General features: G+C 61.2%; 17 protein-coding genes. 15 read left to right on the top strand and 2 right to left on the bottom strand.

Features of this window, described 5'->3' with window-relative positions:
- Window positions 1-48: 48 nt before the first annotated feature.
- The 9 genes from BLU71_RS19730 (at window position 49) to BLU71_RS19690 (ending at window position 15262) form a co-directional block, all read left to right on the top strand.
- Window positions 49-579, top strand: coding sequence for a 4-vinyl reductase (locus tag BLU71_RS19730; protein ID WP_039757633.1), 531 nt, complete (start codon window positions 49-51; stop codon window positions 577-579).
- Window positions 580-594: 15 nt separating this feature from the next.
- Complete coding sequence (dgcA, locus tag BLU71_RS19725) at window positions 595-2655, top strand: dimethylglycine demethylation protein DgcA (RefSeq protein WP_042606633.1); 2061 nt, start codon at window positions 595-597, stop codon at window positions 2653-2655.
- A 209-nt stretch (window positions 2656-2864) separates the two neighbouring features.
- Window positions 2865-4814, top strand: coding sequence for a dimethylglycine demethylation protein DgcB (gene dgcB / locus BLU71_RS19720; protein ID WP_083353727.1), 1950 nt, complete (start codon window positions 2865-2867; stop codon window positions 4812-4814).
- The gene (locus tag BLU71_RS19715; protein WP_083353726.1) at window positions 4814-6034 is read left to right on the top strand and encodes an electron transfer flavoprotein subunit alpha/FixB family protein; all 1221 of its coding nucleotides are present in this window, start codon (window positions 4814-4816) and stop codon (window positions 6032-6034) included. The genes dgcB and BLU71_RS19715 overlap by 1 nt, the downstream gene beginning before the upstream one ends.
- Window positions 6035-6045: 11 nt before the next feature.
- On the top strand, window positions 6046-6816 hold the full coding sequence (locus BLU71_RS19710; protein ID WP_083353725.1) for an electron transfer flavoprotein subunit beta: 771 nt from the start codon (window positions 6046-6048) through the stop codon (window positions 6814-6816).
- A 131-nt stretch (window positions 6817-6947) separates the two neighbouring features.
- Complete coding sequence (locus tag BLU71_RS19705; RefSeq protein WP_042606637.1) at window positions 6948-7514, top strand: GNAT family N-acetyltransferase; 567 nt, start codon at window positions 6948-6950, stop codon at window positions 7512-7514.
- Window positions 7515-8473: 959 nt separating this feature from the next.
- A complete protein-coding gene (locus BLU71_RS19700; RefSeq protein WP_083353724.1) occupies window positions 8474-11926 on the top strand; it encodes a GMC oxidoreductase in 3453 nt (1150 codons plus the stop codon).
- Between the two features lie 197 nt (window positions 11927-12123).
- On the top strand, window positions 12124-13992 hold the full coding sequence (locus BLU71_RS19695) for a hypothetical protein (protein ID WP_083353723.1): 1869 nt from the start codon (window positions 12124-12126) through the stop codon (window positions 13990-13992).
- 25 nt (window positions 13993-14017) lie between these two features.
- A complete protein-coding gene (locus BLU71_RS19690; protein ID WP_065616517.1) occupies window positions 14018-15262 on the top strand; it encodes a metallophosphoesterase family protein in 1245 nt (414 codons plus the stop codon).
- 101 nt (window positions 15263-15363) lie between these two features.
- On the opposite strand, the gene gbcA is transcribed toward BLU71_RS19690, so the two are convergent.
- Entirely contained in the window at window positions 15364-16659 is a 1296-nt protein-coding gene (gene gbcA / locus BLU71_RS19685; RefSeq protein WP_039757637.1) for a glycine-betaine demethylase subunit GbcA, read from the bottom strand.
- A 297-nt stretch (window positions 16660-16956) separates the two neighbouring features.
- On the opposite strand from gbcA, the gene gbcB reads away from it, so the two are divergent.
- Window positions 16957-18057 (top strand): glycine-betaine demethylase subunit GbcB, encoded by a 1101-nt coding sequence (gbcB, locus tag BLU71_RS19675; RefSeq protein ID WP_083353722.1) that lies wholly within the window; start codon window positions 16957-16959, stop codon window positions 18055-18057.
- Window positions 18058-18293: 236 nt separating this feature from the next.
- Here the strand turns inward: gbcB and BLU71_RS19670 are convergent, their stop codons facing one another.
- The gene (locus tag BLU71_RS19670; RefSeq protein WP_042606642.1) at window positions 18294-19334 is read right to left on the bottom strand and encodes a low specificity L-threonine aldolase; all 1041 of its coding nucleotides are present in this window, start codon (window positions 19332-19334) and stop codon (window positions 18294-18296) included.
- 126 nt (window positions 19335-19460) lie between these two features.
- Here BLU71_RS19670 and BLU71_RS19665 point away from each other — a divergent pair, with 126 nt between their 5' ends.
- The 5 genes from BLU71_RS19665 to BLU71_RS19645 all read left to right on the top strand — a co-directional run bounded on the left by BLU71_RS19665 (window position 19461) and on the right by BLU71_RS19645 (window position 26310).
- Complete coding sequence (locus BLU71_RS19665) at window positions 19461-20171, top strand: TraX family protein (RefSeq protein ID WP_083353721.1); 711 nt, start codon at window positions 19461-19463, stop codon at window positions 20169-20171.
- A gap of 255 nt (window positions 20172-20426) precedes the next feature.
- Entirely contained in the window at window positions 20427-21680 is a 1254-nt protein-coding gene (glyA, locus tag BLU71_RS19660) for a serine hydroxymethyltransferase (protein WP_042606644.1), read from the top strand.
- A 21-nt stretch (window positions 21681-21701) separates the two neighbouring features.
- On the top strand, window positions 21702-22952 hold the full coding sequence (locus tag BLU71_RS19655) for a sarcosine oxidase subunit beta (RefSeq protein ID WP_016772829.1): 1251 nt from the start codon (window positions 21702-21704) through the stop codon (window positions 22950-22952).
- Between the two features lie 14 nt (window positions 22953-22966).
- Complete coding sequence (locus BLU71_RS19650; RefSeq protein WP_064365313.1) at window positions 22967-23296, top strand: sarcosine oxidase subunit delta; 330 nt, start codon at window positions 22967-22969, stop codon at window positions 23294-23296.
- A complete protein-coding gene (locus tag BLU71_RS19645) occupies window positions 23293-26310 on the top strand; it encodes a sarcosine oxidase subunit alpha (protein WP_042606646.1) in 3018 nt (1005 codons plus the stop codon). Before BLU71_RS19650 ends, BLU71_RS19645 begins: the two co-directional genes overlap by 4 nt.
- The last annotated feature ends 15 nt before the right edge of the window (window positions 26311-26325 follow it).

Raw genomic sequence — 26325 nt, 5'->3', positions numbered from 1 at the left:
AGGGCCGCGGCCACCACTGAACCATAATTTTTCTGGAGTTAAGTTTCCATGGCCAAGATCGCCCCGCAATTGCCTATCGAAGTCGACAGCGAGACCGGTGTCTGGACCTCCGACGCCTTGCCCATGCTCTATGTGCCGCGGCATTTCTTCGTCAACAACCACATGGGCATCGAGGAAGTGCTGGGCGCCGAAGCCTATGCGGAAATCCTCTACAAGGCCGGCTACAAATCCGCCTGGCACTGGTGTGAAAAGGAAGCCGAATGCCACGGCCTGGAAGGCGTCGCGGTGTTTGAGCACTACATGAAGCGCCTGTCGCAACGCGGCTGGGGCCTGTTCAAGATCCAGGACATCGACCTCGACAAGGGCACCGCCAGCGTCAAGCTCGAGCACTCGGCATTCGTCTATGTCTACGGCAAGGTCGGGCGCAAGGTCGATTACATGTTCACCGGCTGGTTTGCCGGTGCCATGGACCAGATTCTCGAAGCCCGTGGCAGCAAGATCCGTACTGTGGCCGAGCAAGTCTACGGAGGCTCCGAAGAGGGCCACGATGACGGCTTGTTCATCGTCAAGCCGTTGTAAGCCGAGGACCGTGCCATGGCTTTCGAAGCAATGTTCCAGCCGATCCAGATCGGCAAACTGACCATCCGCAACCGCGTGCTCAGCACCGCGCACGCCGAGGTCTACGCGACTGACGGTGGCATGACCACCGACCGCTACGTCAAGTATTACGAAGAGAAGGCCAAGGGCGGCATTGGCCTGGCCATCTGCGGCGGTTCGTCCGTGGTGGCGATCGACAGCCCGCAGGAATGGTGGAGTTCGGTCAATCTGTCCACCGACCGGATCATTCCGCACTTCCAGAATCTGGCCGACGCCATGCACAAGCATGGCGCCAAGATCATGATCCAGATTACCCACATGGGCCGTCGCTCGCGCTGGGACGGTTTCAACTGGCCGACGCTGATGTCGCCGTCGGGCATCCGTGAACCGGTGCACCGCGCCACCTGCAAGACCATCGAGCCGGAAGAGATCTGGCGGGTGATCGGCAACTACGCACAGGCGGCGCGCCGGGCCAAGGCCGGTGGCCTCGATGGCGTCGAGCTGTCGGCCGTGCACCAGCACATGATCGACCAGTTCTGGAGCCCGCGCGTCAACAAGCGCACCGACGAGTGGGGCGGCAGCTTCGAAGGGCGGATGAAGTTCGGTCTGGAAGTGCTCAAAGCCGTGCGCGCCGAGGTTGGTGACGATTTCTGCGTCGGCATGCGCCTGTGCGGTGACGAGTTCCACCCGGACGGCTTGTCCCACGAGGACATGAAGCAGATCGCCAAGTATTACGACGACACCGGCATGCTCGATTTCATCGGCGTGGTCGGCTCGGGTTGCGATACGCACAACACCCTGGCCAACGTGATTCCGAACATGAGTTATCCACCGGAGCCGTTCCTGCATCTGGCCGCCGGAATCAAGGAAGTGGTCAAGGTGCCGGTGCTGCACGCACAGAACATTAAGGACCCGAACCAGGCTACGCGGATTCTCGAGGGCGGTTACGTCGACATGGTCGGCATGACCCGCGCGCACATCGCTGACCCGCACCTGATCGCCAAGATCAAGATGGGCCAGATCGACCAGATCAAACAGTGCGTCGGCGCCAACTATTGCATCGACCGCCAGTATCAAGGTCTCGATGTGTTGTGCATCCAGAACGCCGCGACGTCCCGTGAATACATGGGCGTGCCGCACATCATCGAGAAATCCACCGGGCCGAAACGCAAAGTCGTAGTGGTGGGTGCCGGCCCTGCCGGGATGGAAGCTGCGCGTGTGGCGGCCGAACGTGGCCACGACGTGACCTTGTTCGAGAAGAAAGAATTCATCGGTGGGCAGATCACTACTGCATCGAAAGCGCCGCAGCGCGATCAGATCGCCGGCATCACCCGCTGGTTCCAGCTGGAACTGGCGCGGCTGAAAGTCGATCTGCGCCTCGGCACGGCGGCGGACGCCGATACGATCATGGACCTGCGTCCGGATGTCGTGGTGCTGGCGGTCGGTGGTCATCCGTACCTCGAGCAGAACGAACACTGGGGCGCGGCCGAAGGGCTGGTGGTGAGCAGCTGGGACGTGCTCGACGGCAAAGTCGCGCCGGGCAAGAACGTGCTGGTCTACGACACCATTTGCGAGTTCACCGGGATGTCGGTGGCCGACTTCCTCGCCGACAAGGGCAGCCAGGTCGAGATCGTCACCGACGACATCAAGCCGGGCGTGGCCATCGGCGGTACGTCGTTCCCGACCTACTACCGCAGCATGTACCCGAAAGAAGTGATCATGACCGGCGACATGATGCTGGAAAAGGTCTACCGCGAAGGCGACAAGCTGATCGCGGTACTGGAGAACGAATACACCGGCGCGAAAGAGGAGCGGGTGGTCGATCAGGTGGTCGTCGAAAACGGCGTGCGCCCGGACGAGGAAATCTACTACGCCCTCAAGGACGGCTCGCGCAACAAGGGCCAGATCGACGTCGAAGCGCTGTTCGCGATCCAGCCGCAGCCTTCGCTGAGCGAGGCGGGTGACGGCTACTTGCTGTTCCGCATCGGCGACTGCGTGGCGCAGCGTAATACCCATGCCGCGATCTATGACGCCCTGCGACTGTGCAAGGATTTCTGACGGCATCACCACGATCACCTGTGGCGAGGGAGCTTGCTCCCGCTGGGCTGCGAAGCGGCCCTAAATCTGTAGTCACGGTGTATCAGGCATATACCGGCGACGGTAGTGGGAGCGCTTCGCACTCCAGCGGGAGCAAGCTCCCTCGCCACAGGTAGGTGCGTTGCTCTTGCCAGCGCACAAATGACCCCGAGGTCTTTGGGAGCTTCACCATGTTGAACACCCTTCTTCCAATTTTGTTGTTCGCTGCTCTGGGCCTCGCTGTCCTCGGCGCGTTGCGGCGGATGAACATGTGGCGCCGGGGGCGGGCGGCGAAGGTCGATCTGCTTGGCGGTCTGCTGGCCATGCCCAAGCGCTACATGGTCGACCTGCACCACGTCGTGGCGCGGGACAAATACATCGCCAACACCCACGTCGCCACGGCGGGCGGTGCGGTGGCGTCGATTGTGCTGGCCATTCTGGTACACGGCTTCGGCCTGCATAACCGTATCCTCGGCTACGCCTTGCTGCTGATGTCGGCGGTGATGTTCGTTGGCGCGATCTTCATGTACCTGCGTCGGGTCAATCCGCCTGCGCGTCTGTCGAAAGGCCCGTGGATGCGTCTGCCGAAAAGCCTGCTGGCGTTCTCGGCGTCGTTCTTCCTGGTGACCCTGCCAGTGGCCGGGATCCTGCCGGAGAACTTCGGTGGTTGGGTGCTTGCAGCCATTCTCGGCGTTGGCGTGTTGTGGGGCGTGACGGAACTGTTCTTCGGCATGACCTGGGGCGGGCCGATGAAACACGCCTTTGCCGGTGCCCTGCACCTGGCCTGGCATCGCCGTCCGGAACGCTTTGGCGGCGGTCGCTCGACCGGTTTGAAACCGCTGGACCTGAACAATCCCGATGCGCCGCTGGGCGTGGAAAAACCCAAGGATTTCACCTGGAACCAGTTGCTCGGTTTCGACGCCTGCGTGCAGTGCGGCAAGTGCGAAGCGGCCTGTCCGGCTTTCGCTGCCGGACAGCCGCTGAATCCGAAAAAACTGATTCAGGACATGGTCGTCGGCCTCGCTGGCGGCACCGACGCCAAATTCGCCGGCAGCCCGTATCCAGGCAAACCGATTGGCGAGCATGGCGGCAATCCGCATCAACCGATCGTCAACGGTCTGGTCGACGCCGAAACCCTCTGGTCGTGCACCACCTGCCGTGCCTGCGTCGAGGAATGCCCGATGATGATCGAGCACGTCGACGCGATCGTCGACATGCGCCGTCACCTGACCCTGGAAAAAGGCGCGACGCCGAACAAGGGCGCCGAAGTCCTCGAAAACCTGATCGCCACCGACAACCCCGGCGGTTTCGCCCCGGGCGGGCGGATGAACTGGGCGGCGGATCTGAACCTCAATCTGCTCAGCGAAAAGAAATCCACCGACGTGCTGTTCTGGGTCGGCGACGGCGCCTTCGACATGCGCAACCAGCGCACCTTGCGCGCCTTCGTCAAAGTGTTGAAAGCGGCAAAAATCGACTTCGCCGTGCTCGGCCTCGAAGAGCGCGACAGCGGTGATGTGGCGCGGCGTCTGGGCGACGAAGCGACGTTCCAGTTGCTGGCCAAGCGCAACATCCAGACGTTGGCCAAATACAGCTTCAACCGCATCGTCACCTGCGATCCGCACAGTTTCCATGTGCTGAAAAACGAGTACGGCGCTTTCGATGGCAACTACCTGGTGCAGCACCACAGCACCTGCATGGCCGAGATCATTCAGGCCGGCGCGCTCAACCTCGGGCAGCACAAAGGCAACAGCGTGACCTATCACGATCCGTGCTACCTGGGCCGCTACAACGGCGAGTACGAAGCACCGCGTGAAGTGCTGCGTGCGCTCGGCATCGAAGTCAAAGAGATGCAACGGTCCGGTTTCCGCTCGCGCTGCTGCGGCGGCGGTGGTGGCGCGCCGATCACCGACATTCCGGGCAAACAGCGCATCCCCGACATGCGCATGGAAGATATCCGCGAAACCGGCGCCGAGTTGGTGGCGGTGGGTTGTCCACAGTGCACGGCGATGCTCGAAGGCGTGGTCGAACCGCGTCCGCTGATCAAGGACATCGCCGAACTGGTGGCCGACGCGCTGCTCGAAGACGCCGCGCCAGGCAAGCCTGCCACGCCGGCCAAACGTGAACCTGCGGAGGTGCATTGATGAGCGACATTATCCGCCGCGACCCGCGCGCCGAATGGATTGCGCGCAACCGCCTGCATCCGCTGCACGCGGCGATGCAACCGGCGCAACACAGCTGGATGGGGCCCAATGGCGTCATCCGCAAGAATCTGCACGGCATGGGTTTTATCGGCCCCAACGGCTTCAAGCGGATCGACCGCAGCGGCGCGCAGCAGGGCGGGGCGGTCAAACGCTCGGCCACGGTGGAAGTGCAGTTGCCGCTGCATCAGGTTCCGGCTCCGGCGTTCTATATCGGCGTGGTGCCGGATATGGTCGGCGGCCGCCTGAGCAGCCACGATCGCGATCTGCTCGGCCTCGCTCATCAGCTGGCCGGCACGGACGGTGCGGTGCTGGCGGTAGTTTTTGGCGAGCACAAGGAAAGCACGTTCGAAACCGCCGGCGTCGATCGCCTGCTGGTGCTCGAAGGCGAGCATTTCAGCGGTTATGCACCGGAACAACGAGTGCAGGGTTTGCGCGCTGTGGATAACCAGTTCAATCCGCGTCACTGGTTGCTGCCGGACAGCCGCAGCGGTGGCGGTGAACTCGGTCGGCGCTTTGCCGCAGCCTTGGGCGAGCGCCCGGCTACACGGGTCTGGCAGGTCAAGGATCAGGAGTGCATCGGCCGCGCCGGTGCCGGGTTGCAAGACCTGGCGCGTCCAGTGGCGCGGTTGATTCTCGCCGCTGCCGAATGCGCCGAGCCGGTCAGCGAAACCCGACACGAAGCGTTACCGGTGGAGTTATCCACAAGCGTCGTGCGCAGCCTGTCGCGAATCGAAGATCTCGGCGCGGTGGCGGTGGATCCGGCGGCGATCCCGATGGCCGAGGCCGAGTTCATTTTCTCCGGCGGCAACGGCGTCAAGGACTGGCAGCTGTTTCACGAAACGGCATCAGCCCTCGGCGCTACCGAAGGCGCTTCTCGCGTGGCGGTGGACGATGGCTTCATGGCCCGCGATCGCCAGGTCGGCGCGTCCGGCACCTGGGTCACCGCGCGAGTCTACGTCGCGGTGGGTATTTCCGGGGCGATCCAGCACCTGCAAGGCATCGGTGCCTGCGACAAGGTGGTGGCGATCAATCTTGATCCGGGTTGCGACATGATCAAACGCGCCGACCTCTCGGTGATTGGCGAAAGCGCAGAGATTCTGCAGGCCCTGATCGAGGCGGTAGAGGCCTACCGCAACGACGGCCGACGCGACGCGGCATAAGGAAAACAGTTATGAGCACCAACGTGATCAGCCTCGTCTCCATCGGCGCCCACCCGACTTCGGGCCGCCCGCGCCGCGCCGATCAGGATGCCCGCGCAGTGGAACTGGGTCTGCAACTGGCTGGGGATAACCTGCAAGTGCTGCACGCCGGCGACATCGCCGAACCGGCACTGCGTGCCTATCTGGGCATGGGCCTGGAACAGCTGCATGTGCTGGAACAACCCGTTGGCGCCGACGCTTTGCCGGCGCTGACCGCGTACCTTCGCGATGCCGGGGCGCAAGTGGTGCTGACCGGCAGTCAGGCGGAAACCGGTGAAGGCTCGGGGATGTTGCCGTTCCTGCTGGCGGAAGGTCTGGGCTGGCCACTGGTGCTCGGCCTGGCGCAGGTCGAGTCGATCAATGACGGTTCGGCGCTGGTCCTGCAAGCCTTGCCGCGTGGGCAGCGGCGGCGCCTGAAGGTCAAATTGCCGTTTCTGGCCACTGTGGATAACGCCGCGCCGAAACCTCGGCAGAGTGCATATGGCCCGGCACAGCGAGGGATTCTGGAGGCTGATGAGGTTGAAGTCGTCGACGATGAGCTCTTGTCTGTCGCCACTCTGCAACCGGCCAAACCACGGCCCAAACGCCTGAAAGTGATCAAAGCCAAAAGCGGCGCCGACCGCATGAAGGCTGCGACCGCCAAAGCCAGTGGCGGCGGCGGGCAAGTGCTCAAGGGCATCACCCCACAGGCCGGTGCCGAAGCGATCCTCAAGTTGCTGATCGAGGAAGGCGTGGTCCGCTGACCCCCGCAACCAATGCTCGTAGGGACGGGCCGACAGCTGTCATTGATTGACACGAAAAACCTGGCGCTTCTGTTTGCGGCCGGTTTCAAACGCAGGGTAAAAAGCCACTCACCCCACAAGGAGTCAACTGAATGACCGTCAAGTTCCGCCCTGCCCGGCGCTCGGATGCGCGCGACATTGCGCGTCTGTTTCAGATTTCCTCGGAAGGCGCCTCGGATTACATCTGGAGCCAGTTGGCGGAGCCTGGGGAGGCGCTGCTGGATGTCGGCGAGCGCCGTTATGCCCGCGACGATGTGGATTTCTCCTGGCAGAACTGCATGGTCGCTGAGGCCGAAGACCGGGTCGTTGGCATGATGCACAGTTATGCGATGCGCGAGGATCCCGAGCCGACGCCGTCCACTGATCCGGTGCTGGCACCGTACGCCGATATGGAAGTGCCCGATTCGTTGTACATCTCCAGCCTGGCGCTGCATGAAGGCTGGCGCAATCGGGGCCTGGGTGTGCAGTTCCTCGAGCATGCTCAGGCGCGCGCTGATCAGATGGCGCTAAACGGCCTGAGCCTGATTGACTACGCAGCCAACACCGGTGCGCGGCGATTTTATGAGCGCCATGGCTTCCGCATCATCAAGACTTGCCAGGTCACGCCGCATCCGCTGATTCGGGTAACCGGAGAAGCCTATCTGATGCACCGCGCTTAGCGTTGGGTTATCCACCGGACAGCGGTTACGCACAATCCCTGTTGGTCAGTCTGTGGATAACGTGTTGGCCCTTCATCACAGGTCAAGTAAGCCGTGGCCTGCAGCCCGCAGATCAAAAAACAACCAGCCTAACTTACGGTTTTTATGAGGTTTTTCTGCGGGATAACGCCGCAAGTTGCCCCCAAACTCTGTTGGTGCTTCTGTGGATAAGATGTTCGTTGCCCGCTGGGAGCCTTATAAACCAAGCTCTTCACTGCATTGGTCAATATTTGATCGCTTTACGCTTTTCAGCCTCGAATTCATTTGTAAGCCCTGGTTATTCGCACGTTTGAGCGTTTTTCCACAGGCGCCGCAAAGTTACCCCCGAACTCTGTTGGCGCTTCTGTGGATAACATGTTCGCTGTCCTCCACAGGCCATTAAAATCATGGCTTGCAAAGATATGATTAAAAAACAACCAATGTCCCCCGCAACCGCCTGTTCTGCATAAGTCACGATTTTTCTTTGTAAATCAGCACGATAATTTTCGGCTCATGCACAGTTACCCCCATTTGCTGTGGGTGGCTATGTGGATAACTTGTTCGCCAAACCCTGTAAGCCCCGGCCGGCTTAGTCCAAATGGCAATTGATTACATTTCATACAGTTCTAAGAAGTTGCCTTGACTTCGATTCCTGTGCTGTCTTCACTGCAATGGCACAAGGACAGCCGTCATTTATCCACATCAGGTTCTGGGAGAACGCATGATGGATAGCCAGCCGCACCGCCCCCCGCCCTCGCCACGCAAGCGCACGCTCCGACGCGCTGCCAATCAGCACGCTCGCCTGTAGCGCGCCACACCCGCCAGACCCGCCAGACCGCTGTGCTGTCGCCGGAATTTCTCCGGTGGCCAGGTACCCGTTCGCCCATTGATTGCAGGCAACCGCAGAGTTGCCCCATCTGCCTGATTAGAGGAATCACTTCATGACACGGATCGCAACGCCTCTCAGCGAGATCAAGGAACACTACGATGTGATTGTCATTGGTTCAGGCTACGGCGGCGGTATTGCTGCCTCGCGCCTGTCCCGTGCCGGCAAGCGTGTGTGCCTGCTCGAACGCGGTCGGGAAATCCAGCCCGGCGAATACCCCAACACCATGATCGCCGCCACCGAGGAACTGCAGGTGCATGACCCGGACGGGCATATCGGTTCGCGTACCGGGTTGTTCGATTTGCACGTGAACGCCCAGCAAAACGTCGTGGTCGGTTGCGGCCTCGGCGGCACGTCGCTGATCAATGCCAACGTTGCCCTTGAGCCGGAGCCCGGCGTATTCGACGATCCGCGCTGGCCGCAAGCGGTGCGGGAACACCGTGATACGTTGCTCAAGGACGGTTACGCCCGCGCCCGGGAGATGCTCAAGCCCAACCCTTACCCGAGCACTGCACCGAACCTGCCGAAACTCGACGCCAACAGGAAATCCGCCGACTACCTCCAGCAGGGCGCGCATTTCTACAAGCCGCCGATCAACGTGACTTTCGACAAGCTGCCGAACAACCTCAACCATGTCGGCGTCGAGCAACTGCCGTGCAACCAGTGCGGCGACTGCGTTTCGGGCTGTAACAACAAAGCCAAGAACACCACGCTGATGAACTATCTGCCGGACGCCTGGAATCACGGCGCGGAGATTTTCTGTCAGGCCGAAGTGCGGCATCTGGAGCGTGAGGGCGACGGCTGGATCGTGCATTTCCAGTACCTGGACAGTGGTCGCGAGATGTTCAGTGCACCGACCCTGTTCGTAAAGGCCGACATCGTTGTGGTCTCTGCCGGCACGCTCGGTTCAACCGAAATCCTCCTGCGTTCCCGGGACAATGGCGTGGTGATGTCCGGCCAGCTCGGCGAGAACATGAGCGGCAACGGCGACATCCTCGGCTTCGGCCACAACTGCGAGCAGACCATCAACGGCATCGGTTTCGGTGCACACCCGGCCAAGGAACTGCACCCGGTTGGCCCGTGCATCACTTCGGTCATCGACATGCGCACCGAAGGCGACTGGCGCAGCCGCATGGTCATCGAGGAAGGCTCGATTCCCGGCGCGCTCGGGCGGCCGATGGTGCCGGCGATGGCCGGGTTTGCCGAGATGATCGGCGTGGCCACTGACGAGAGCTTCAGTGGCAAGTTGAAGTACAAGGAACGTGAAGCCGAAAGCTTCCTGCGCGGCCCTTATTACGGCGCACTGCACAACATGCAGACCTACCTGATCATGAGCCATGACAGCGGGCAGGGGCGGATGGTCCTCGACAGCAAGGATCAGTTGCGCATCGATTGGCCAGGTGTTGGCGAGCAGGAGAATTTCAAACTCGGCAACGAGCGTTTGCACCAGAGCACCAAGGCATTGGGCGGGGTCTGGGTGGAGAACCCGATCTGGACCAAACTGCTCAAGCACAGCATCGTTTCGGTACACCCGCTGGGCGGTTGCGTGATGGGTGAAGACGCGGCGCAAGGCGTGGTCAATCACAAGGGCCAGGTGTTCAGCGGTGCCAGCGGCACTGATGTTTACGCCAATCTCTACGTCACCGATGGCGCGGTGATTCCGACCTCGCTGGCGGTCAATCCGCTGCTGACCATCTCTGCGGTGAGTGAGCGCAACATGGGCCTGCTCGCCGCCGACCGTGGCTGGCAGATCGACTACACGTTGCCTTCTGCGCCGCGCAAACCGGTGGCGCCGCCCACCCTCGGCGTGCAGTTTACGGAAACCATGAAGGGCTATTTCTCCCGCGCCTTCACGGCGGCGCAGAGCACCGACCTGAAAGTTTATGAAGCAGCGGCCAAGCGCGGAGAGGCGGACAACTCGCCGATCGACTTCACCCTGACGATCACCGCCAGCGACATGAACCGGATGATCAGGGAGCCGGAACACGCGGCGACCATCGTCGGCACGGTGAACGCTCCGGCACTGTCACCGCAGCCGCTGACAGCCAGCAACGGCGTGTTCAACCTGTTCGAGCAATTCGAGCAACAGGTCGATACGCGCCACATGAAGTACGACATGAAACTGACCGCCGAGGACGGCAACGACTATTTCTTCAGCGCCTTCAAAACCGTACCGGAAGATAACGGCGTGCTGAATATCTGGCACGACACCAGCACCCTGTACGTGACGCTGTATCGCGGGCCGGACAAGTCGGGCGAAGTGATCGGCTCGGGAGTGATGCACATTCACCCGACCGATTTCGCCAAGCAGATGACCACCATGAAAGTGCTCAATGCACGCAATGAGCGCGAGCGCATCGAAGGCCTGGCACGGTTCGGCAAGTTCTTCGCCGGGATTCTCTGGGAAAGTTACGGCGGGGTGTTTGCCGGCGATATCTACTTCAACCCCGACGCGCCGCCACGGCTGAAACGACCATTGGATGCCCCCGTCCCGGCAGTGCATTTCTTCCCCACCGAGGATGGCGTCGAACTGCGTCTGACTCGGTACCAGGCCGGGAGCAAAGGACCGGTGATGCTGGTGCATGGCTTGGGTGTGGGGTCGAACATCTTTTCCACCGATACCATCCAGACCAATCTGCTGGAGTACCTGTGCAAGCACGATTACGACGTGTGGTTGCTGGATTTTCGCGTGAGCATTTTGCTGCCGGCGAGCAAGAAGGAGTGGAACGGCGATCAGATCGCCCGATACGACTTCAAGGCGGCCATCGCGCAGATACAGCAGCAAACCCACGCCCGTGATGTGCAATGCGTGGTGCATTGCTACGGTGCAACGACCTTCTTCATGTCGCTGCTCGCCGGTTTGCAGGGGGTGCGTTCGGTGGTCTGCTCACAAATTGCCGCAGACACCGTGGTCGCCACCGCGACGGGTTTGAAAGCCGGATTGCACCTGCCGGGCATGCTCGATGCGATCGGCATCAAGTCGATGACCGCTTACGCCGACAGCAAGGAAAACTGGTTCAACAAACTCTACGACAAGGCCCTCAACGGCTACGCGCGGATCGAGGCGCAGGGTTACTGCACCAACCCGGTGTGTCACCGCATCACCTTCATGTACGCGTCGCTGTATCGCCACAACACCCTCAACGAAACCTTGCACGACAACCTGCACGAATTGTTCGGCGAATCGAACATCGAGACCTTCGAACATCTGGCGCTGATCGTGCGCAAAGGACATCTGGTGGATTTCAAAGGCAACGATGTGTACATGCCGCACTTTGATCGGCTGACCATGCCGATCTGCTTTATCAGCGGCGCCGATAACCAGTGTTATCTGCCGGAAAGTACGCTCAAGACCTACCAGCGAGTGTGCGAAGTCAACGGGCCGGAGCGCTACAGCCGGCAGGTGGTGCCGGGCTACGGCCATATCGACTGCATGTTCGGCAAGAACGCGGTGGTCGATGTCTACCCGATCATCCTTGAACACCTGGAGAAAACGGCCCTCGGCTGATGAAGTCCCTGTGGCGAGGGAGCTTGCTCCCGCTCGGCTGCGCAGCAGTCGTAAACCCGGCAGATGCGGTGTTTCAGGAAAACCGCACTCTCAGGTTTTGGGGCCGCTTCGCAGCCCAGCGGGAGCAAGCTCCCTCGCCACAGTGGCCGATCAGGCTGTGTATTTCTTTCTAGGGTCTGCACAAGGAAATGGATGACATGGACAGCTACATCCGCTGGTTTCAACGCTTCATCTGGATCGGCATTGCGATGAACATGGTGTTCGCCATCCCCGCGCTGTTCGCGCCGGGCTTGCTGACATCGGTGGTCGGACTGCCGCCGCAACTCTCTGACCCGTGGCTGGAAAACGCCGGGATGCTGCTGGTCGGCATCAGCGTGTTCTACATGCCGTCGGGCTTCAACGCGCCCCGCTACGTGGTGCATTCCTGGCTGTGCGTGCTGACGCGGTTGATCGCCGTGATCTTCTGGATTTACCTGATCAACACCAGCACCCAGGGCTCGCTGTTCGTGCCGATGTTGATGGGCGATCTGAGTTTCTTTCTGATCCTCGGCGTTCTGCTCTACCTCGGTACAACGCCGGAGAATCGCCCTTGGGCATTGCTTTGCGATGGCTGGCGCGAGTGGCGCGCGGCGTGGCAGCGGCAATGGCAGAGTCACGCCTTCAAGGTTGGCACGCTGATCGTGGTCGCGGTGCTGGGCTTCATTGGTTATGAAACCTGGTATCAGATGCTCCGCGTCGTGCCTGAACAGCAATACGCGTCGGACGAAGACCACTACAAATATGCCGCTATTGGTCTGGGCATCGAAGCGCGCATCCCCTATTACCTGTTCGCCGTGCTGCCGCAGATGTGCCCGGAGAAAATGCCCAGACCCGGTGGCTGGGAGGTGTTCGGCTTCCTGTTCGAAAACGGCAAGGACCTGCCGATCGGCATGGCCAAGCGGCAGATCGGCTACCCGACCGTCGAGCCGAACTGTGCGCTGTGCCACACCGGTTCCTACCGCGCCAATGCCAGCGACGTCGCCGTCAACGTGCCGAGCGCGCCGGCCAACACTCTGCAACTGCAAGCCTTCCAGTGGTTTGCCTACGATTGCGCCAGTGATCCGAAATTCACCACCGACGCGGTGATGGCGGCGATCAACGGAAAATTCCAGCTGGGTTTCTTCGAGCAACTCTACAACCGCTACCTGATCATGCCGATGGCCAAAAGCGCCTTGCTCAAGCAGAAGCAGGCCTACGCCTGGCAGAAGCTGCGTCCGCAACAGGGCCCAGGCCGCACCGACACCTTCAATCCGACGAAAATGGTGGTGTTCGGCTTCCCGGATGACTCGACCATCGGCACCGTCGACCTGCCACAAGTGTGGAACCAGGAACCCAGGGAATCGATGTACCTGCACTGGGACGGCAATAACAACAAGATCCACGAACGCAATTATGCCGCCGCGATGGCCGTGGGTGCGACGCCGGAATCGGTGCTGCCGCCCAGCTTCAACCGCGTGACCAACTGGCTGCTCGGGCACAAGGCACCAGCGTGGCCGTGGGCGCTGGATCAGGCCAGGGTTGCCCAGGGCAAGCCGATCTGGGAGGCCAACTGCGCGGCTTGTCATGACTTTGGTCGCGCCGACACCGGGCAGGTCACCACCGATATCGACCAGCTCGGCACCGATCCGCACCGGCTTGACTCATTCACCACCGGTCTGGTGACGGCATTCCACACCTTCAAGAAGCCGCCGTTCGACTTCGGCGCGTATCGCAAGACCCAGAGCTACAGCAACACGCCCACCGACGGCATCTGGTTGCGTGCGCCCTACCTGCACAACGGTTCGGTACCGACGTTGTGGGACTTGCTGCAACCGCCGGAAAAACGTCCGCAAGTGTTCATCACCGGTTCGGACATCTACGACCCGGTCAACGTCGGTTTCGTCACCAGCGGCGCCCAGGCCAAAGCCTCGGCGGACTTCAAATACGACACGCGCCTGGAGGGCAACCACAACAGCGGTCACCTGTACGGCACGACCTTGTCGGACGACGACAAACGCGCATTGATCGAATTCATGAAAACCCTGTGAACCCCTACGGAGAGAGGATTACGCCATGTCACTGGTCAGTCATCTGGAACACGAATATGACAAGGTCAAATTGCGTATTCACGGCTTGTTCACGCGCATGGAAATGGCCTGGATGAAGCTCATCAGCGAGCTGGAGCCGCAGGAATTTCAGGCAATCATCAAGCTGTTGCAGCGCGGCCACGATCAGGCGCATTACGTTCTGAAAAACGGCGAATTGCCGACTGACGAGCCGGCGGTGCCTTGGGAGTTGGCCCATGGTCTGTCGATCCTGCGCATCGGCAATGCCACGCCGTTGCCTCAGTCCACCGATCAACTGGCGACCCGGGTGCTCAAGGACGGCAGCCTGCTCGGGTGTCGCAAGTGGGAACTGCTCGATCTGCTGTGGAGCGAGGCGCTGTTGAAGTGGATCGAAAACCTGCGCCATCACGCAACGTTCGGCACTGACCCGGCGGTGGTGCAGATGGATCGCGACGTGACCCTGGCGATTGCCGGCGACTGGGGCACCGGACCGTTCGACAGCCATGCGCCGGCGGTGTCGGTGGCCAACCAGATGCAACTGGCCCAGGCCGATTTCACCATTCATTTGGGCGATGTGTATTACGCCGGCAGTCATTCCCAGGAAGACGTCGACATGGCGGGTTGGCCGATGGGCTTACACGGCTCGTTCACCCTCAACTCCAACCACGAGATGTACAGCGGCGCCCATGGCTACTTTAAGGAACTGGCCAGGCAATTTCCCGGGCAACAGGGCACCAGTTATTTTGCCCTGGTCAATGATGACTGGCTGGTGGTCGGGCTGGATTCTGCCTATGCGTCTGATGCGATGAATCTGTACATGGACGGCACCTTGAACGAGCCGCAGATCCAGTGGATGAAAGGCCTGCCGAAACGCAAAAAACTCATGGTGCTCAGTCATCATCAGGGCTTCGATATTTCCGGGCACCACAAGACGGCGCTGTATCAACCGGTGTGCGATGCGCTGGGGCGCGAGCCGGATTATTGGTATTGGGGGCATCTGCACAACGGCATCGTCTATGCGCAGCAGGGCGGTCTGCATGCGCGCTGTGCCGGGCACGGGGCGATCCCCTATGGCAATGCCAGCGAACTGAACGGGCATTCGCGGGTGTTGTGGTCGGAGACTCAGGACGCCAACGACCCGGCGTATCCGCTGCGGGTGTTGAACGGATACGCGAAAATCAGGTTGGTGGGGGAGGAGATTTTCGAGGAGTTTATTGGCGAGGATGGCAGTGTGAGGTGGTCATCCAAATAAATGGGTGAATGTGAGGGCGCCATCGCGAGCAGGCTCACTCCTACAGTTGGAATGCATTCCACCTGTAGGAGCTGCCGAAGGCTGCGATCTTTTGATCTTGATCAGCCCTGGACCGGGACGCCTTTGAGGTATGGTGCAGGTTCGGCGCCGAGGTTGTTCAGCATCCGCTCGCTGTACCAGTCGACGAAGTTGACCACGCCAAACTCATACGTCTTCGAGTAAGGCCCCGGCTGGTAAGCGGTGGAGTTGATCCCGCGCTGGTTTTCCTCAGCCAGACGCCGGTCCTGATCGTTGGTCGCGTCCCACACCTGGCGCATGCGCTCGACGTCGTAATCGACACCTTCCACCGCATCCTTGTGCACCAGCCATTTGGTGGTGACCATGGTTTCCTGAGCGCTGATCGGCCACACGGTGAAGACGATGATGTGATCGCCCATGCAGTGGTTCCACGAGTGCGGCAGGTGCAGGATGCGCATCGAGCCCAGATCCGGGTTCTTGATCCGGCCCATCAACTTCGCGCAGCCCTGTTTGCCGTCGAGGGTCATCGACACGGTGCCCTTGAGCAGCGGCATGCGCACGATGCGGTTGCGCAGGCCGAAACTGGCGTGGGCGTAAGGGATCTTTTCCGCTTCCCAGGCAGCGGCGGACGCGGCAACGTGGTCCTTGAACGCCTGATCGGCGCGCGGGTCGGTGACGTCGTCCCACTCCAGCAGGGTTTTCAACAGTTCCGGGTGCGACGCGTTGCAGTGGTAGCACTCGCGGTTGTTTTCCAGCACCAGTTTCCAGTTGGCCTTCTCCATCAAGGTGGTGGTGATCGCCACCTTGGTGTTCTCCATGTCGTACGGTTCCATGTAATGGTTGAGCGTCGACAGGAAGTCATCGATGGCCGGCGGGTTTTCCGCCAGGCTGATGAAGATGTAGCCGCCAGCGGTTTTCACGTTCACCGGCTTCAGGCCGTACTGCTTCATGTCGAAGTCCGCGCCCATTTCGGTGCCGGCGAACAGCAGGCGACCGTCCAGCTCGTAGGTCCACTGGTGGTAGTGGCAGACCAGTTTGGCGACCTTGCCTTTTTCACTGGTGCACAGGCGCGAGCCACGGTGGCGGCAGACGTTGTGGAACGCATGCACCACACCCTCGGCACCACGAATGACAATGATCGGGTTCTTGCCGATCTGCAGGGTCAGGTAATTGCCTTTGGCCGGGATCTCGCAGGTCATGCCGGCGATCAACCATTCCTTCTGGAAGATCTCCTGCATGTCGATATCGAACAGCCGCTCGTCGCTGTAGAACGGCTGCGGCAGGGAAAAGGTGCGCTCGCGCTCCTGGAGCATTTGCGCGGTGGCCTTGCGTGCGGGTTCCAGCGGATCGCCCAGGCTGATTTTTGCGGTGACGTCCATCGATGTAATCCTCATGGCCCTCTGCGTGGCCGGCGAAAGTGGCTGATCAGGTGTGCTGCAAAAACGGTTGCTACGCAAGGTGTAAAGAAGTCGTCTTGTGTTGGGGCGAGTGTGGGGCCGGCGCTGGGCGGAACCTTATCCATGCGCGACATGGTGCAATCTGTTCCCGACGCGCAAGCCCCGGTGTTCAAGGGCTGGTCGCGATAAGTATGTCAATGTCGCGGATAGGTAAACGCGCGCTCTGCGCTATACGCAGAATCGCCGACATGAGGCCGACAGTCGGCCGTGGAGAACAGCATGTCCAACAGCTTCCTGAATCCGGTCACCACCCAGACCTGGGCCAATGGCCGACACATTGTCCGTTGCGTCAAAGTCATCCAGGAAACCTGGGATGTGCGCACGTTCTGCTTCATGGCCGACCAGCCGATCCTGTTCTTCTTCAAACCGGGGCAGTTCGTCACCCTCGAGCTCGAAATCGAAGGCCAGCCGATCATGCGCTCGTACACGATTTCCAGCTCGCCGTCGGTGCCGTACAGCTTTTCGGTGACGATCAAGCGCGTGCCGGGCGGCAAGGTCTCGAACTGGTTGCACGACACCCTGCATGAAGGTCAGGAGCTGGCAGTGCACGGCCCGGTCGGGCTGTTCAACGCCATCGACTTCCCGAGTCCGAAAGTCCTGTATCTGAGTGGCGGCGTCGGTATCACCCCGTGCATGTCGATGGCGCGCTGGTTCTACGACACCAACGCCAACGTCGACATGACCTTCGTGCACAGCGCACGCTCGCCGAAAGACATCATTTACCACCGCGAACTCGAGCACATGGCGTCGCGGATCGACAACTTCAGTCTGCACCTGATCTGTGAAAAGCATGGCCTCGGTGAGCCCTGGGCCGGTTATCGCGGTTATCTGAATCACAAGATGCTCGAACTGATGGTTCCGGACTTCCTCGAGCGCGAAGTGTTCTGCTGCGGCCCGACGCCGTACATGACCGCAGTCAAACGCCTGCTGGAAGCGGCTGGCTACGACATGTCGCGCTACCACGAAGAATCCTTCGGCGCCACGCCACCGGAAGCGCGTGCCGACGCGGTGGAGCAAGCCGAACAAGCCGCCGATGCACCGGAAATCGACGCAGCGGATCTGCATCAGGTCGAATTCACCGCTTCCGGTAAAAGCATTCGCGTGGCACCGGGGGAAACCGTCCACGCAGCAGCAGCCAAGCTCGGCCTGATGATCCCGAAAGCCTGCGGCATGGGCATTTGCGGCACGTGCAAAGTGATGAAACTGGGCGGCGAAGTGGAGATGGAGCACAACGGCGGGATTACCGAGGAGGATGAGGCCGAGGGGTTCATCCTGTCGTGCTGCAGCGTGCCCAAAGGCGACGTGCGGATCGAGTTCTGAGTGAGGCGAAGGGGCTGCGTCCGGCTCGCCCCTCACCCCAGCCCTCTCCCCAAGGAGAGGGCTGGGGTGAGGGGTCTGTCGCTTTGCATCGACCTGAGACACCGAGTCGATTATGGATTCAACACTTCACGTTCAGGTCGGCATAATCCTTGAGCATCCCCCAATCAGTCCCCTCTCCCTCGGGAGAGGGCTAGGGTGAGGGGCATCGCTTTTGCGAACAATCCGCTGGTTTGGGATCAGGCCGACATCACTTCGCGAATATCGCGCGCCAGTTCGCGCACGCGTTCCTCTTCGGTATCCCACGAACACATGAAGCGTGCGCCGCCCTTGCCGATGAAGGTGTAGAAACGCCAGTTCTTCGCGGTCAGGGCGGCGATTGCTGGCTCGGACAGTTGCAGGAACACGCCGTTGGCCTGCACCGGGAACATCAGTTCGACGCCGGGGATATCGCTGACCAGTTCTGCCAGCAGTTGCGCGCAGTGGTTGGCGTGGCGGGCGTATTTGAGCCAGGCGTCGTTTTCCAGAATGCCGACCCAGGGTGCCGACAGGAAGCGCATTTTCGATGCCAGTTGCCCGGCCTGCTTGCAACGGTAGTCGAAGTCTTCGGCGAGTTTGTGGTTGAAGAACAGGATCGCTTCACCGACTGCCATGCCATTCTTGGTGCCGCCGAAACACAGCACGTCGACGCCGGCCTTCCAGGTCAGGTCGGCAGGCGAGCAGCCGAGGAATGCGCAGGCGTTGGAGAAGCGTGCGCCGTCCATGTGCAGGTGCAGGCCGAGCTCCTTGCAGGTGACGCTGATCGCGCGGACTTCTTCCGGGGTGTAGACGCTGCCGACTTCGGTGGCCTGGGTCAGGGTTACCACGCGCGGTTTCGGGTAGTGGATGTCCTGGCGCTTGAGCGCCACTTCGCGGATCGATTGCGGGGTGATCTTGCCGTTTTCAGTGCCGGCGATCAGCAGCTTCGAGCCGTTGGAAAAGAATTCCGGAGCGCCGCATTCGTCGGTTTCGACGTGGGCGGTTTCCGAGCAGATCACGCTGTGGTAACTCTGGCACAGCGACGACAGGGCCAGCGAGTTGGCGGCGGTGCCGTTGAAGGCGAAGAACACTTCGCAGTCGGTCTCGAACAGTTTGCGGAAATGATCGGCCGCGCGCGCGGTCCATTCATCGTCGCCGTAAGCGCGCTGGTGGCCGTGGTTGGCCTGCTCCATGGCGGCCCAGGCTTCAGGGCAGATACCGGAATAGTTGTCGCTGGCGAATTGTTGGCTCTTGTCGGTCATGGCCGGCTTCCGTAATCGAGACTCTTGTGAAGGCTCGTGGTCAATGAGGATGCGCACTTTACCGAAGATCTTTCGGGGAGCACATGTGATGTCGGGTGCAGAAAATTACCAGTTTATGGGCCGATTATGCACCTGAGCCAACGCGACGGTGCTCTGGATCTGCTCAAGTGGCTGGCGCTGCTGAGCATGTTGCTCGATCACCTGCGATATGTCGGCTTCTCCGTCGACTGGCTGTATGTGCCCGGGCGCCTGGCCTTTCCTTGGTTTTGCCTGGCGATGGCGGCGAACCTGGCACGCGACGGTTCGCGGAGGATGGAGTGGCGCTATCTGGGCTGGCTCTTGCTGTTCAGCGCCGTCAGCGAAATTCCTTATCGCTTGTACATACCCGAACCTGACACCTTGAACGTGATGCCGACGCTGGCGCTGGGCCTGCTGGTGGCCCGCGCTTGGCAGGCCTCTGCGTCAGTGTCGCGATTGCTCGCACTGACCGCGCTGGTGGTCGCGATGGTTTTTTCAGATCGACTGATGTTCGGTTTCTTCGGCGTGCTGCTGCCGTTGGCGATGCTGCTGGTCTTTCGCCGGCCGTGGTATCTCAGTCTGTTGCCCGGGCTGGTTTGTCTGGCGGCGAACCAATGGCAAGTGCTGCTCGAATCGGCGCGGTTCGGCAACAGCGTGGCGATGCTCGGTCTGGCGACGTGTCTGTTTGCGCCGATGCTGGGAATGTTCCTGTTGCGACATGGGCGACATGTCCGGCCACCACCGATGCGGCGCTGGGCTTACGCACTCTATCCCGCGCATTTTCTATTACTGCTCGCCGCCCGCCAGTTGATCGCATAACCCCTGTAGGAGCTGCCGAAGGCTGCGATCTTTTGATCTTCAAAGTCAAAGTCAAAAGATCGCAGCCTTCGGCAGCTCCTACAGGGGAACGCATTCTGCAGTCATTTCCAGCCATGTCGTAAACGCACCTTTGCGTGGCGTCCGCAGGCATTTGAGCTGTCTGCGCCGGTCATACCATCGCATCAAAGGGCACTGCCATCACTGCCGGTGCCTTACCGAGACGAATGGCGCACAGATGCCGCTGGGAGAGACGCGATGTTCAGCAAGCAAGACCAGATCCAGGGTTACGACGATGCACTGCTGGCGGCGATGAATGCCGAGGAGCAACGTCAGGAAGATCACATCGAGCTGATCGCGTCGGAGAACTACACCAGCAAGCGCGTGATGGAAGCGCAAGGCAGCGGCCTGACCAACAAATACGCCGAAGGCTATCCGGGCAAGCGCTACTACGGTGGCTGCGAGCACGTCGATAAAGTCGAGGCACTGGCCATCGAGCGCGCCAAGCAATTGTTCGGCGCCGATTACGCCAACGTTCAGCCGCACTCCGGCTCCTCGGCCAACAGCGCCGTGTACCTGGCGCTGATCCAGCCAGGCGACACCATCCTCGGCATGAGCCTGGCTCACGGTGGTCACCTGACCCACGGCGCGAAAGTGTCGTCCTCGGGCAAGCTCTATAACGCCGTGCAGTACGGCATCAACACCGACACCGGGCTGATCGACTACGACGAAGTCGAGCGTCTGGCCGTCGAGTGCAAACCGAAAATGATCGTTGCCGGTTTCTCGGCTTACTCGAAGACCCTGGACTTCCCGCGCTTCCGCCAGATCGCCGACAAGGTCGGTGCGCTGCTGTTCGTCGACATGGCCCACGTGGCCGGTCTGGTCGCTGCGGGCCTGTACCCGAATCCGCTGCCTTACGCCGATGTGGTCACCACCACCACCCACAAGACCCTGCGCGGTCCGCGTGGCGGGCTGATCCTGGCCAAGTCCAACGAAGAGATCGAGAAGAAGCTCAACGCCGCGGTATTCCCCGGCGCCCAGGGCGGCCCGCTGATGCACGTCATCGCCGGTAAAGCGGTGTGCTTCAAGGAAGCGCTGGAGCCTGGCTTCAAGGCGTATCAGCAACAAGTGATCGACAACGCCCAGGCGATGGCCAGCGTGTTCATCAAGCGCGGCTACGATGTGGTCTCCGGCGGCACCGACAACCATCTGTTCCTGGTCAGCCTGATCCGTCAGGGCCTGACCGGCAAAGACGCCGACGCTGCACTGGGCCGCGCGCACATCACCGTCAACAAGAATGCCGTGCCGAACGACCCGCAGTCGCCGTTCGTCACCTCGGGCCTGCGCATCGGCACCCCGGCGGTGACCACTCGCGGCTTCAAGGTCAGCCAGTGCGAAACCCTCGCCGGCTGGATCTGCGACATCCTCGACAACCTCGGCGACGCCGATGTCGAGGCCAATGTCGCCCAGCAGGTCTCGGCCCTGTGCGCAGACTTCCCGGTTTATCGCTGAGTCGGTTCTGGAGTAATGACTATGCAACGCTATTCCGGCTTCGGCCTGTTCAAACACTCGCTCAGCCACCACGAAAACTGGCAGCGCATGTGGCGCACGCCCACGCCGAAAAAAGTCTATGACGTGGTCATTGTCGGCGGCGGCGGGCACGGCCTGGCGACGGCCTACTACCTGGCCAAGGAACACGGCATCACCAATGTTGCCGTGGTCGAGAAGGGCTGGCTGGGCGGCGGTAACACCGCGCGCAACACCACCATCGTGCGCTCCAACTACCTGTGGGACGAGTCGGCGCACCTCTACGAACACGCGATGAAATTGTGGGAAGGCCTGTCGCAGGATCTCAACTACAACGTGATGTTCTCCCAGCGCGGCGTCTACAACCTGTGCCACACCCTGCAGGACATCCGTGATTCCGAACGTCGGGTCAGCGCCAACCGCCTCAACGGCGTCGACGGCGAACTGCTCGACGCCAAGCAGGTTGCGGACGAGATTCCGTACCTGGACTGCTCGAAAAACACCCGCTACCCGATCATGGGCGCGACCGTGCAGCGTCGCGGCGGCGTCGCCCGTCACGATGCCGTGGCCTGGGGCTTCGCGCGTGCCGCCGATGCCCTCGGTGTGGACTTGATCCAGCAGACCGAAGTGATCGGTTTCCGCAAGGAAAACGGCGTGTGCATCGGCGTTGAAACCAACAAGGGTTTCATCGGCGCCAAGCGCGTCGGTGTGGTCACTGCCGGTAACTCCGGGCACATGGCCAAGCTTGCCGGATTCCGTCTGCCGATCGAATCCCACCCGCTGCAAGCGCTGGTGTCCGAGCCGATCAAACCGATTATCGACAGCGTGATCATGTCCAACGCCGTGCACGGTTACATCAGCCAGTCTGACAAGGGCGACCTGGTTATCGGCGCCGGTATCGACGGCTACAACGGCTACGGCCAGCGTGGTTCGTACCCGGTGATCGAACACACCATCCAGGCCATCGTCGAGATGTTCCCGGTGTTGTCCCGCGTACGCATGAACCGCCAGTGGGGCGGCATCGTCGACACCACCCCTGACGCCTGCCCGATCATCTCGAAAACGCCGGTGCCGAACATGTTCTTCAACTGCGGTTGGGGCACCGGTGGCTTCAAGGCCACACCGGGTTCGGGCAACGTGTTTGCCGCGAGTCTGGCCAAGGGTGAAATGCACCCGCTGGCCGCACCGTTTTCCATCGACCGTTTCCACAACGGCGCGCTCATCGACGAACACGGCGCTGCTGCCGTCGCCCACTAACAGGAGAAATCCCTATGTTGCACATCTTCTGTCCTCACTGCGGCGAACTGCGCTCCGAAGAGGAATTCCACGCATCCGGCCAGGCCCACATCCCGCGGCCGCTGGATCCGAACGCCTGCACCGATGAAGAGTGGGGCGACTACATGTTCTTTCGTGATAACCCGCGTGGTCTGCACCATGAGCTGTGGGACCACGTTGCCGGTTGCCGCCAGTACTTCAACGTCACTCGCGATACCGTGACCTACGAGATTCTCGAGAGCTACAAGATCGGCGAGAAGCCGCAATTCACCGACAAGGCTGGCACTGCGAAAACAGCCTCGACGGCGCTGGGAGAGAAGGTATGAGCCAGACCAATCGCCTGTCCAACGGTGGACGGATCGACCGCAACAAAGTGCTGAGCTTCACCTTCAACGGCCAGACCTACAAAGGCTATGAAGGCGACTCGCTGGCTGCTGCCCTGATCGCCAACGGCGTCGACATCATCGGCCGCAGCTTCAAGTATTCGCGCCCTCGCGGCATCTTTGCCGCCGGTTCCGAAGAGCCGAACGCGGTGCTGCAGATCGGTGCCACTGAAGCCACGCAGATTCCCAACGTGCGCGCCACGCAACAGGCGTTGTATCAGGGCCTCGTTGCCACCAGCACCAACGGCTGGCCGAGCGTCAACAACGACATGATGGGCATTCTCGGCAAGGTCGGCGGCAAGCTGATGCCGCCGGGTTTCTACTACAAAACCTTTATGTATCCCCAGTCGTTCTGGATGACTTACGAGAAATACATCCGCAAGGCTGCCGGTCTCGGCCGTTCGCCGACCGAGAACGATCCGGACACCTACGACTACATGAACCAGCACTGCGACGTGCTGATTGTCGGCGCCGGCCCGGCCGGTCTCGCCGCTGCCCTGGCCGCTGCGCGCAGCGGTGCTCGCGTGATTCTTGCCGATGAGCAGGAAGAGTTCGGCGGCAGCCTGCTCGATTCCCGCGAAAGTCTCGACGGCAAACCGGCGATGGAGTGGGTCGCCAGTGTCATCGCTGAATTGAAGAACACCCCGGACGTGCTGCTGTTGCCTCGCGCCACGGTCAACGGTTACCACGACCACAACTTCCTGACCATTCACGAACGCCTTACCGATCACCTCGGCGACCGCGCGCCGATCGGTCAGGTGCGTCAGCGCATCCACCGCGTCCGCGCCAAGCGTGTGGTACTGGCGACCGGCGCCCACGAGCGTCCGCTGGTCTATGGCAACAACGACGTGCCGGGCAACATGCTTGCCGGCGCGGTGTCGACTTACGTGCGTCGCTACGGCGTCGCGCCGGGCAAAAAACTTGTCCTCAGCACCAACAACGATCACGCCTATCGCGTCGCTCTGGATTGGCTCGATGCCAGTCTGCAAGTGGTCGCCATCGCTGATGCACGCAGCAATCCGCGCGGTGCATTGGTCGAAGAGGCGCGCGCCAAAGGCATTCGCATCCTCACCGGCAGCGCCGTCATCGAAGTGCGTGGCAGCAAGCGTGTGACCGCTGCCCGCGTCGCCGCGATTGACGTCAAGGCACACGCCGTGACCAGCCCGGGCGAATGGCTCGACTGCGACCTGGTTGCCAGTTCAGGCGGTTACAGCCCTGTGGTTCACCTGGCTTCGCACCTCGGCGGCAAACCGGTCTGGCGTGAAGACATTCTCGGTTTCGTACCGGGTGAAGCACCGCAGAAACGCGTGTGCGTCGGTGGTATCAACGGCGTCTACGCGCTCGGCGATTCGCTGGCCGACGGTTTCGAAGGTGGCGTGCGCGCTGCCGCCGAAGCCGGTTTCCAGACCGTCGAAGGCGTGTTGCCGAAAGCCCTGAGCCGTCTCGAAGAGCCAACCCTGGCGCTGTTCCAGGTGCCGCACGAGAAGAACTCGGCGCGTGCACCGAAGCAATTCGTCGACTTCCAGAACGACGTCACCGCCGGTGGCATCGAACTGGCGACCCGCGAAGGTTTCGAGTCGGTCGAGCACGTCAAACGCTACACCGCGCTGGGCTTCGGCACCGATCAGGGCAAGCTCGGCAACGTCAACGGCCTGGCCATTGCCGCCCGTTCGCTGAACGTGACCATCCCGCAGATGGGCACCACCATGTTCCGCCCGAACTACACGCCGGTGACCTTCGGCGCCGTGGCCGGTCGGCACTGTGGGCACATCTTCGAACCGGTGCGCTACACCGCGCTGCATGCCTGGCATGTGAAGAACGGCGCCGAATTCGAAGACGTCGGTCAGTGGAAGCGTCCGTGGTACTTCCCGAAAAACGGCGAAGACCTGCACGCGGCGGTCAAGCGTGAATGCAAAGCCGTGCGCGACAGCGTCGGCCTGCTCGACGCGTCGACCCTCGGCAAGATCGACATTCAAGGCCCGGATGCCCGCGAGTTCCTCAACCGCGTGTACACCAACGCCTGGACCAAGCTCGACGTGGGCAAGGCTCGCTACGGTCTGATGTGCAAGGAAGACGGCATGGTCTTCGACGACGGTGTGACCGCGTGTCTGGCCGACAACCATTTCGTCATGACCACCACCACCGGCGGCGCCGCGCGCGTACTGCAGTGGCTGGAGCTGTATCACCAGACCGAATGGCCGGACCTGAAGGTGTACTTCACTTCGGTCACCGACCACTGGGCGACCATGACTTTGTCCGGGCCGAACAGCCGCAAGCTGCTCAGCGCCGTGACTGACATTGATCTGAGCAACGAAGCGTTCCCGTTCATGACCTGGAAAGAAGGTCTGGTCGGCGACGTGCCGGCACGGGTGTTTCGTATCTCGTTTACCGGTGAGCTGTCTTACGAAGTCAACGTGCAGGCCGACTACGCGATGGGCGTGCTGGAGAAAATCGTCGAGGCCGGCAAGCAGTACAACCTGACCCCGTACGGCACCGAAACCATGCACGTGCTGCGGGCCGAGAAGGGTTTCATCATCGTCGGTCAGGACACCGACGGTTCGATGACCCCGGACGACCTGAACATGGGCTGGTGTGTCGGTCGCACCAAACCGTTCTCGTGGATCGGCCAGCGCGGCATGAACCGCGAAGATTGCGTCAAGGATCAGCGCAAGCAGCTGGTGGGCCTCAAACCGGTCGATCCGACCAAATGGCTGCCGGAAGGTGCGCAGCTGGTGTTCAACACCAAGCAGGCGATCCCGATGACCATGGTCGGCCACGTCACCTCGAGCTACGCGCACAACTCCCTCGGTTATTCGTTTGCCATGGGTGTGGTCAAGGGCGGTCTCAAGCGCATGGGCGAGCGGGTGTTCGCACCGCTGGCCGATGGCAGCGTGATCGAGGCGGAAATCGTTTCTTCGGTGTTCTTCGATCCGAAGGGTGATCGCCAGAATATTTGATGGTTCGGCTCCTGG

It is taken from the genome of Pseudomonas moraviensis, assembly GCF_900105805.1.
Classification (GTDB): Bacteria; Pseudomonadota; Gammaproteobacteria; order Pseudomonadales; family Pseudomonadaceae; genus Aquipseudomonas; species Aquipseudomonas moraviensis_A.
Note: the sequence above shows the minus strand (reverse complement) of the source record. Positions and strands in the feature narration are given on the sequence as shown.

Coding starts and splice junctions, on each gene's coding strand:
- BLU71_RS19690 (WP_065616517.1), top strand. CDS start 14,018: ATGTCACTGGTCAGTCATCTGGAACACGAATATGACAAGGTCAAATTG.
- dgcA (WP_042606633.1), top strand. CDS start 595: ATGGCTTTCGAAGCAATGTTCCAGCCGATCCAGATCGGCAAACTGACC.
- BLU71_RS19650 (WP_064365313.1), top strand. CDS start 22,967: ATGTTGCACATCTTCTGTCCTCACTGCGGCGAACTGCGCTCCGAAGAG.
- BLU71_RS19655 (WP_016772829.1), top strand. CDS start 21,702: ATGCAACGCTATTCCGGCTTCGGCCTGTTCAAACACTCGCTCAGCCAC.
- BLU71_RS19665 (WP_083353721.1), top strand. CDS start 19,461: ATGCACCTGAGCCAACGCGACGGTGCTCTGGATCTGCTCAAGTGGCTG.
- BLU71_RS19705 (WP_042606637.1), top strand. CDS start 6,948: ATGACCGTCAAGTTCCGCCCTGCCCGGCGCTCGGATGCGCGCGACATT.
- glyA (WP_042606644.1), top strand. CDS start 20,427: ATGTTCAGCAAGCAAGACCAGATCCAGGGTTACGACGATGCACTGCTG.
- BLU71_RS19730 (WP_039757633.1), top strand. CDS start 49: ATGGCCAAGATCGCCCCGCAATTGCCTATCGAAGTCGACAGCGAGACC.
- BLU71_RS19645 (WP_042606646.1), top strand. CDS start 23,293: ATGAGCCAGACCAATCGCCTGTCCAACGGTGGACGGATCGACCGCAAC.
- gbcB (WP_083353722.1), top strand. CDS start 16,957: ATGTCCAACAGCTTCCTGAATCCGGTCACCACCCAGACCTGGGCCAAT.
- BLU71_RS19715 (WP_083353726.1), top strand. CDS start 4,814: ATGAGCGACATTATCCGCCGCGACCCGCGCGCCGAATGGATTGCGCGC.
- BLU71_RS19700 (WP_083353724.1), top strand. CDS start 8,474: ATGACACGGATCGCAACGCCTCTCAGCGAGATCAAGGAACACTACGAT.
- BLU71_RS19710 (WP_083353725.1), top strand. CDS start 6,046: ATGAGCACCAACGTGATCAGCCTCGTCTCCATCGGCGCCCACCCGACT.
- gbcA (WP_039757637.1), bottom strand. CDS start 16,659: ATGGACGTCACCGCAAAAATCAGCCTGGGCGATCCGCTGGAACCCGCA.
- dgcB (WP_083353727.1), top strand. CDS start 2,865: ATGTTGAACACCCTTCTTCCAATTTTGTTGTTCGCTGCTCTGGGCCTC.
- BLU71_RS19695 (WP_083353723.1), top strand. CDS start 12,124: ATGGACAGCTACATCCGCTGGTTTCAACGCTTCATCTGGATCGGCATT.
- BLU71_RS19670 (WP_042606642.1), bottom strand. CDS start 19,334: ATGACCGACAAGAGCCAACAATTCGCCAGCGACAACTATTCCGGTATC.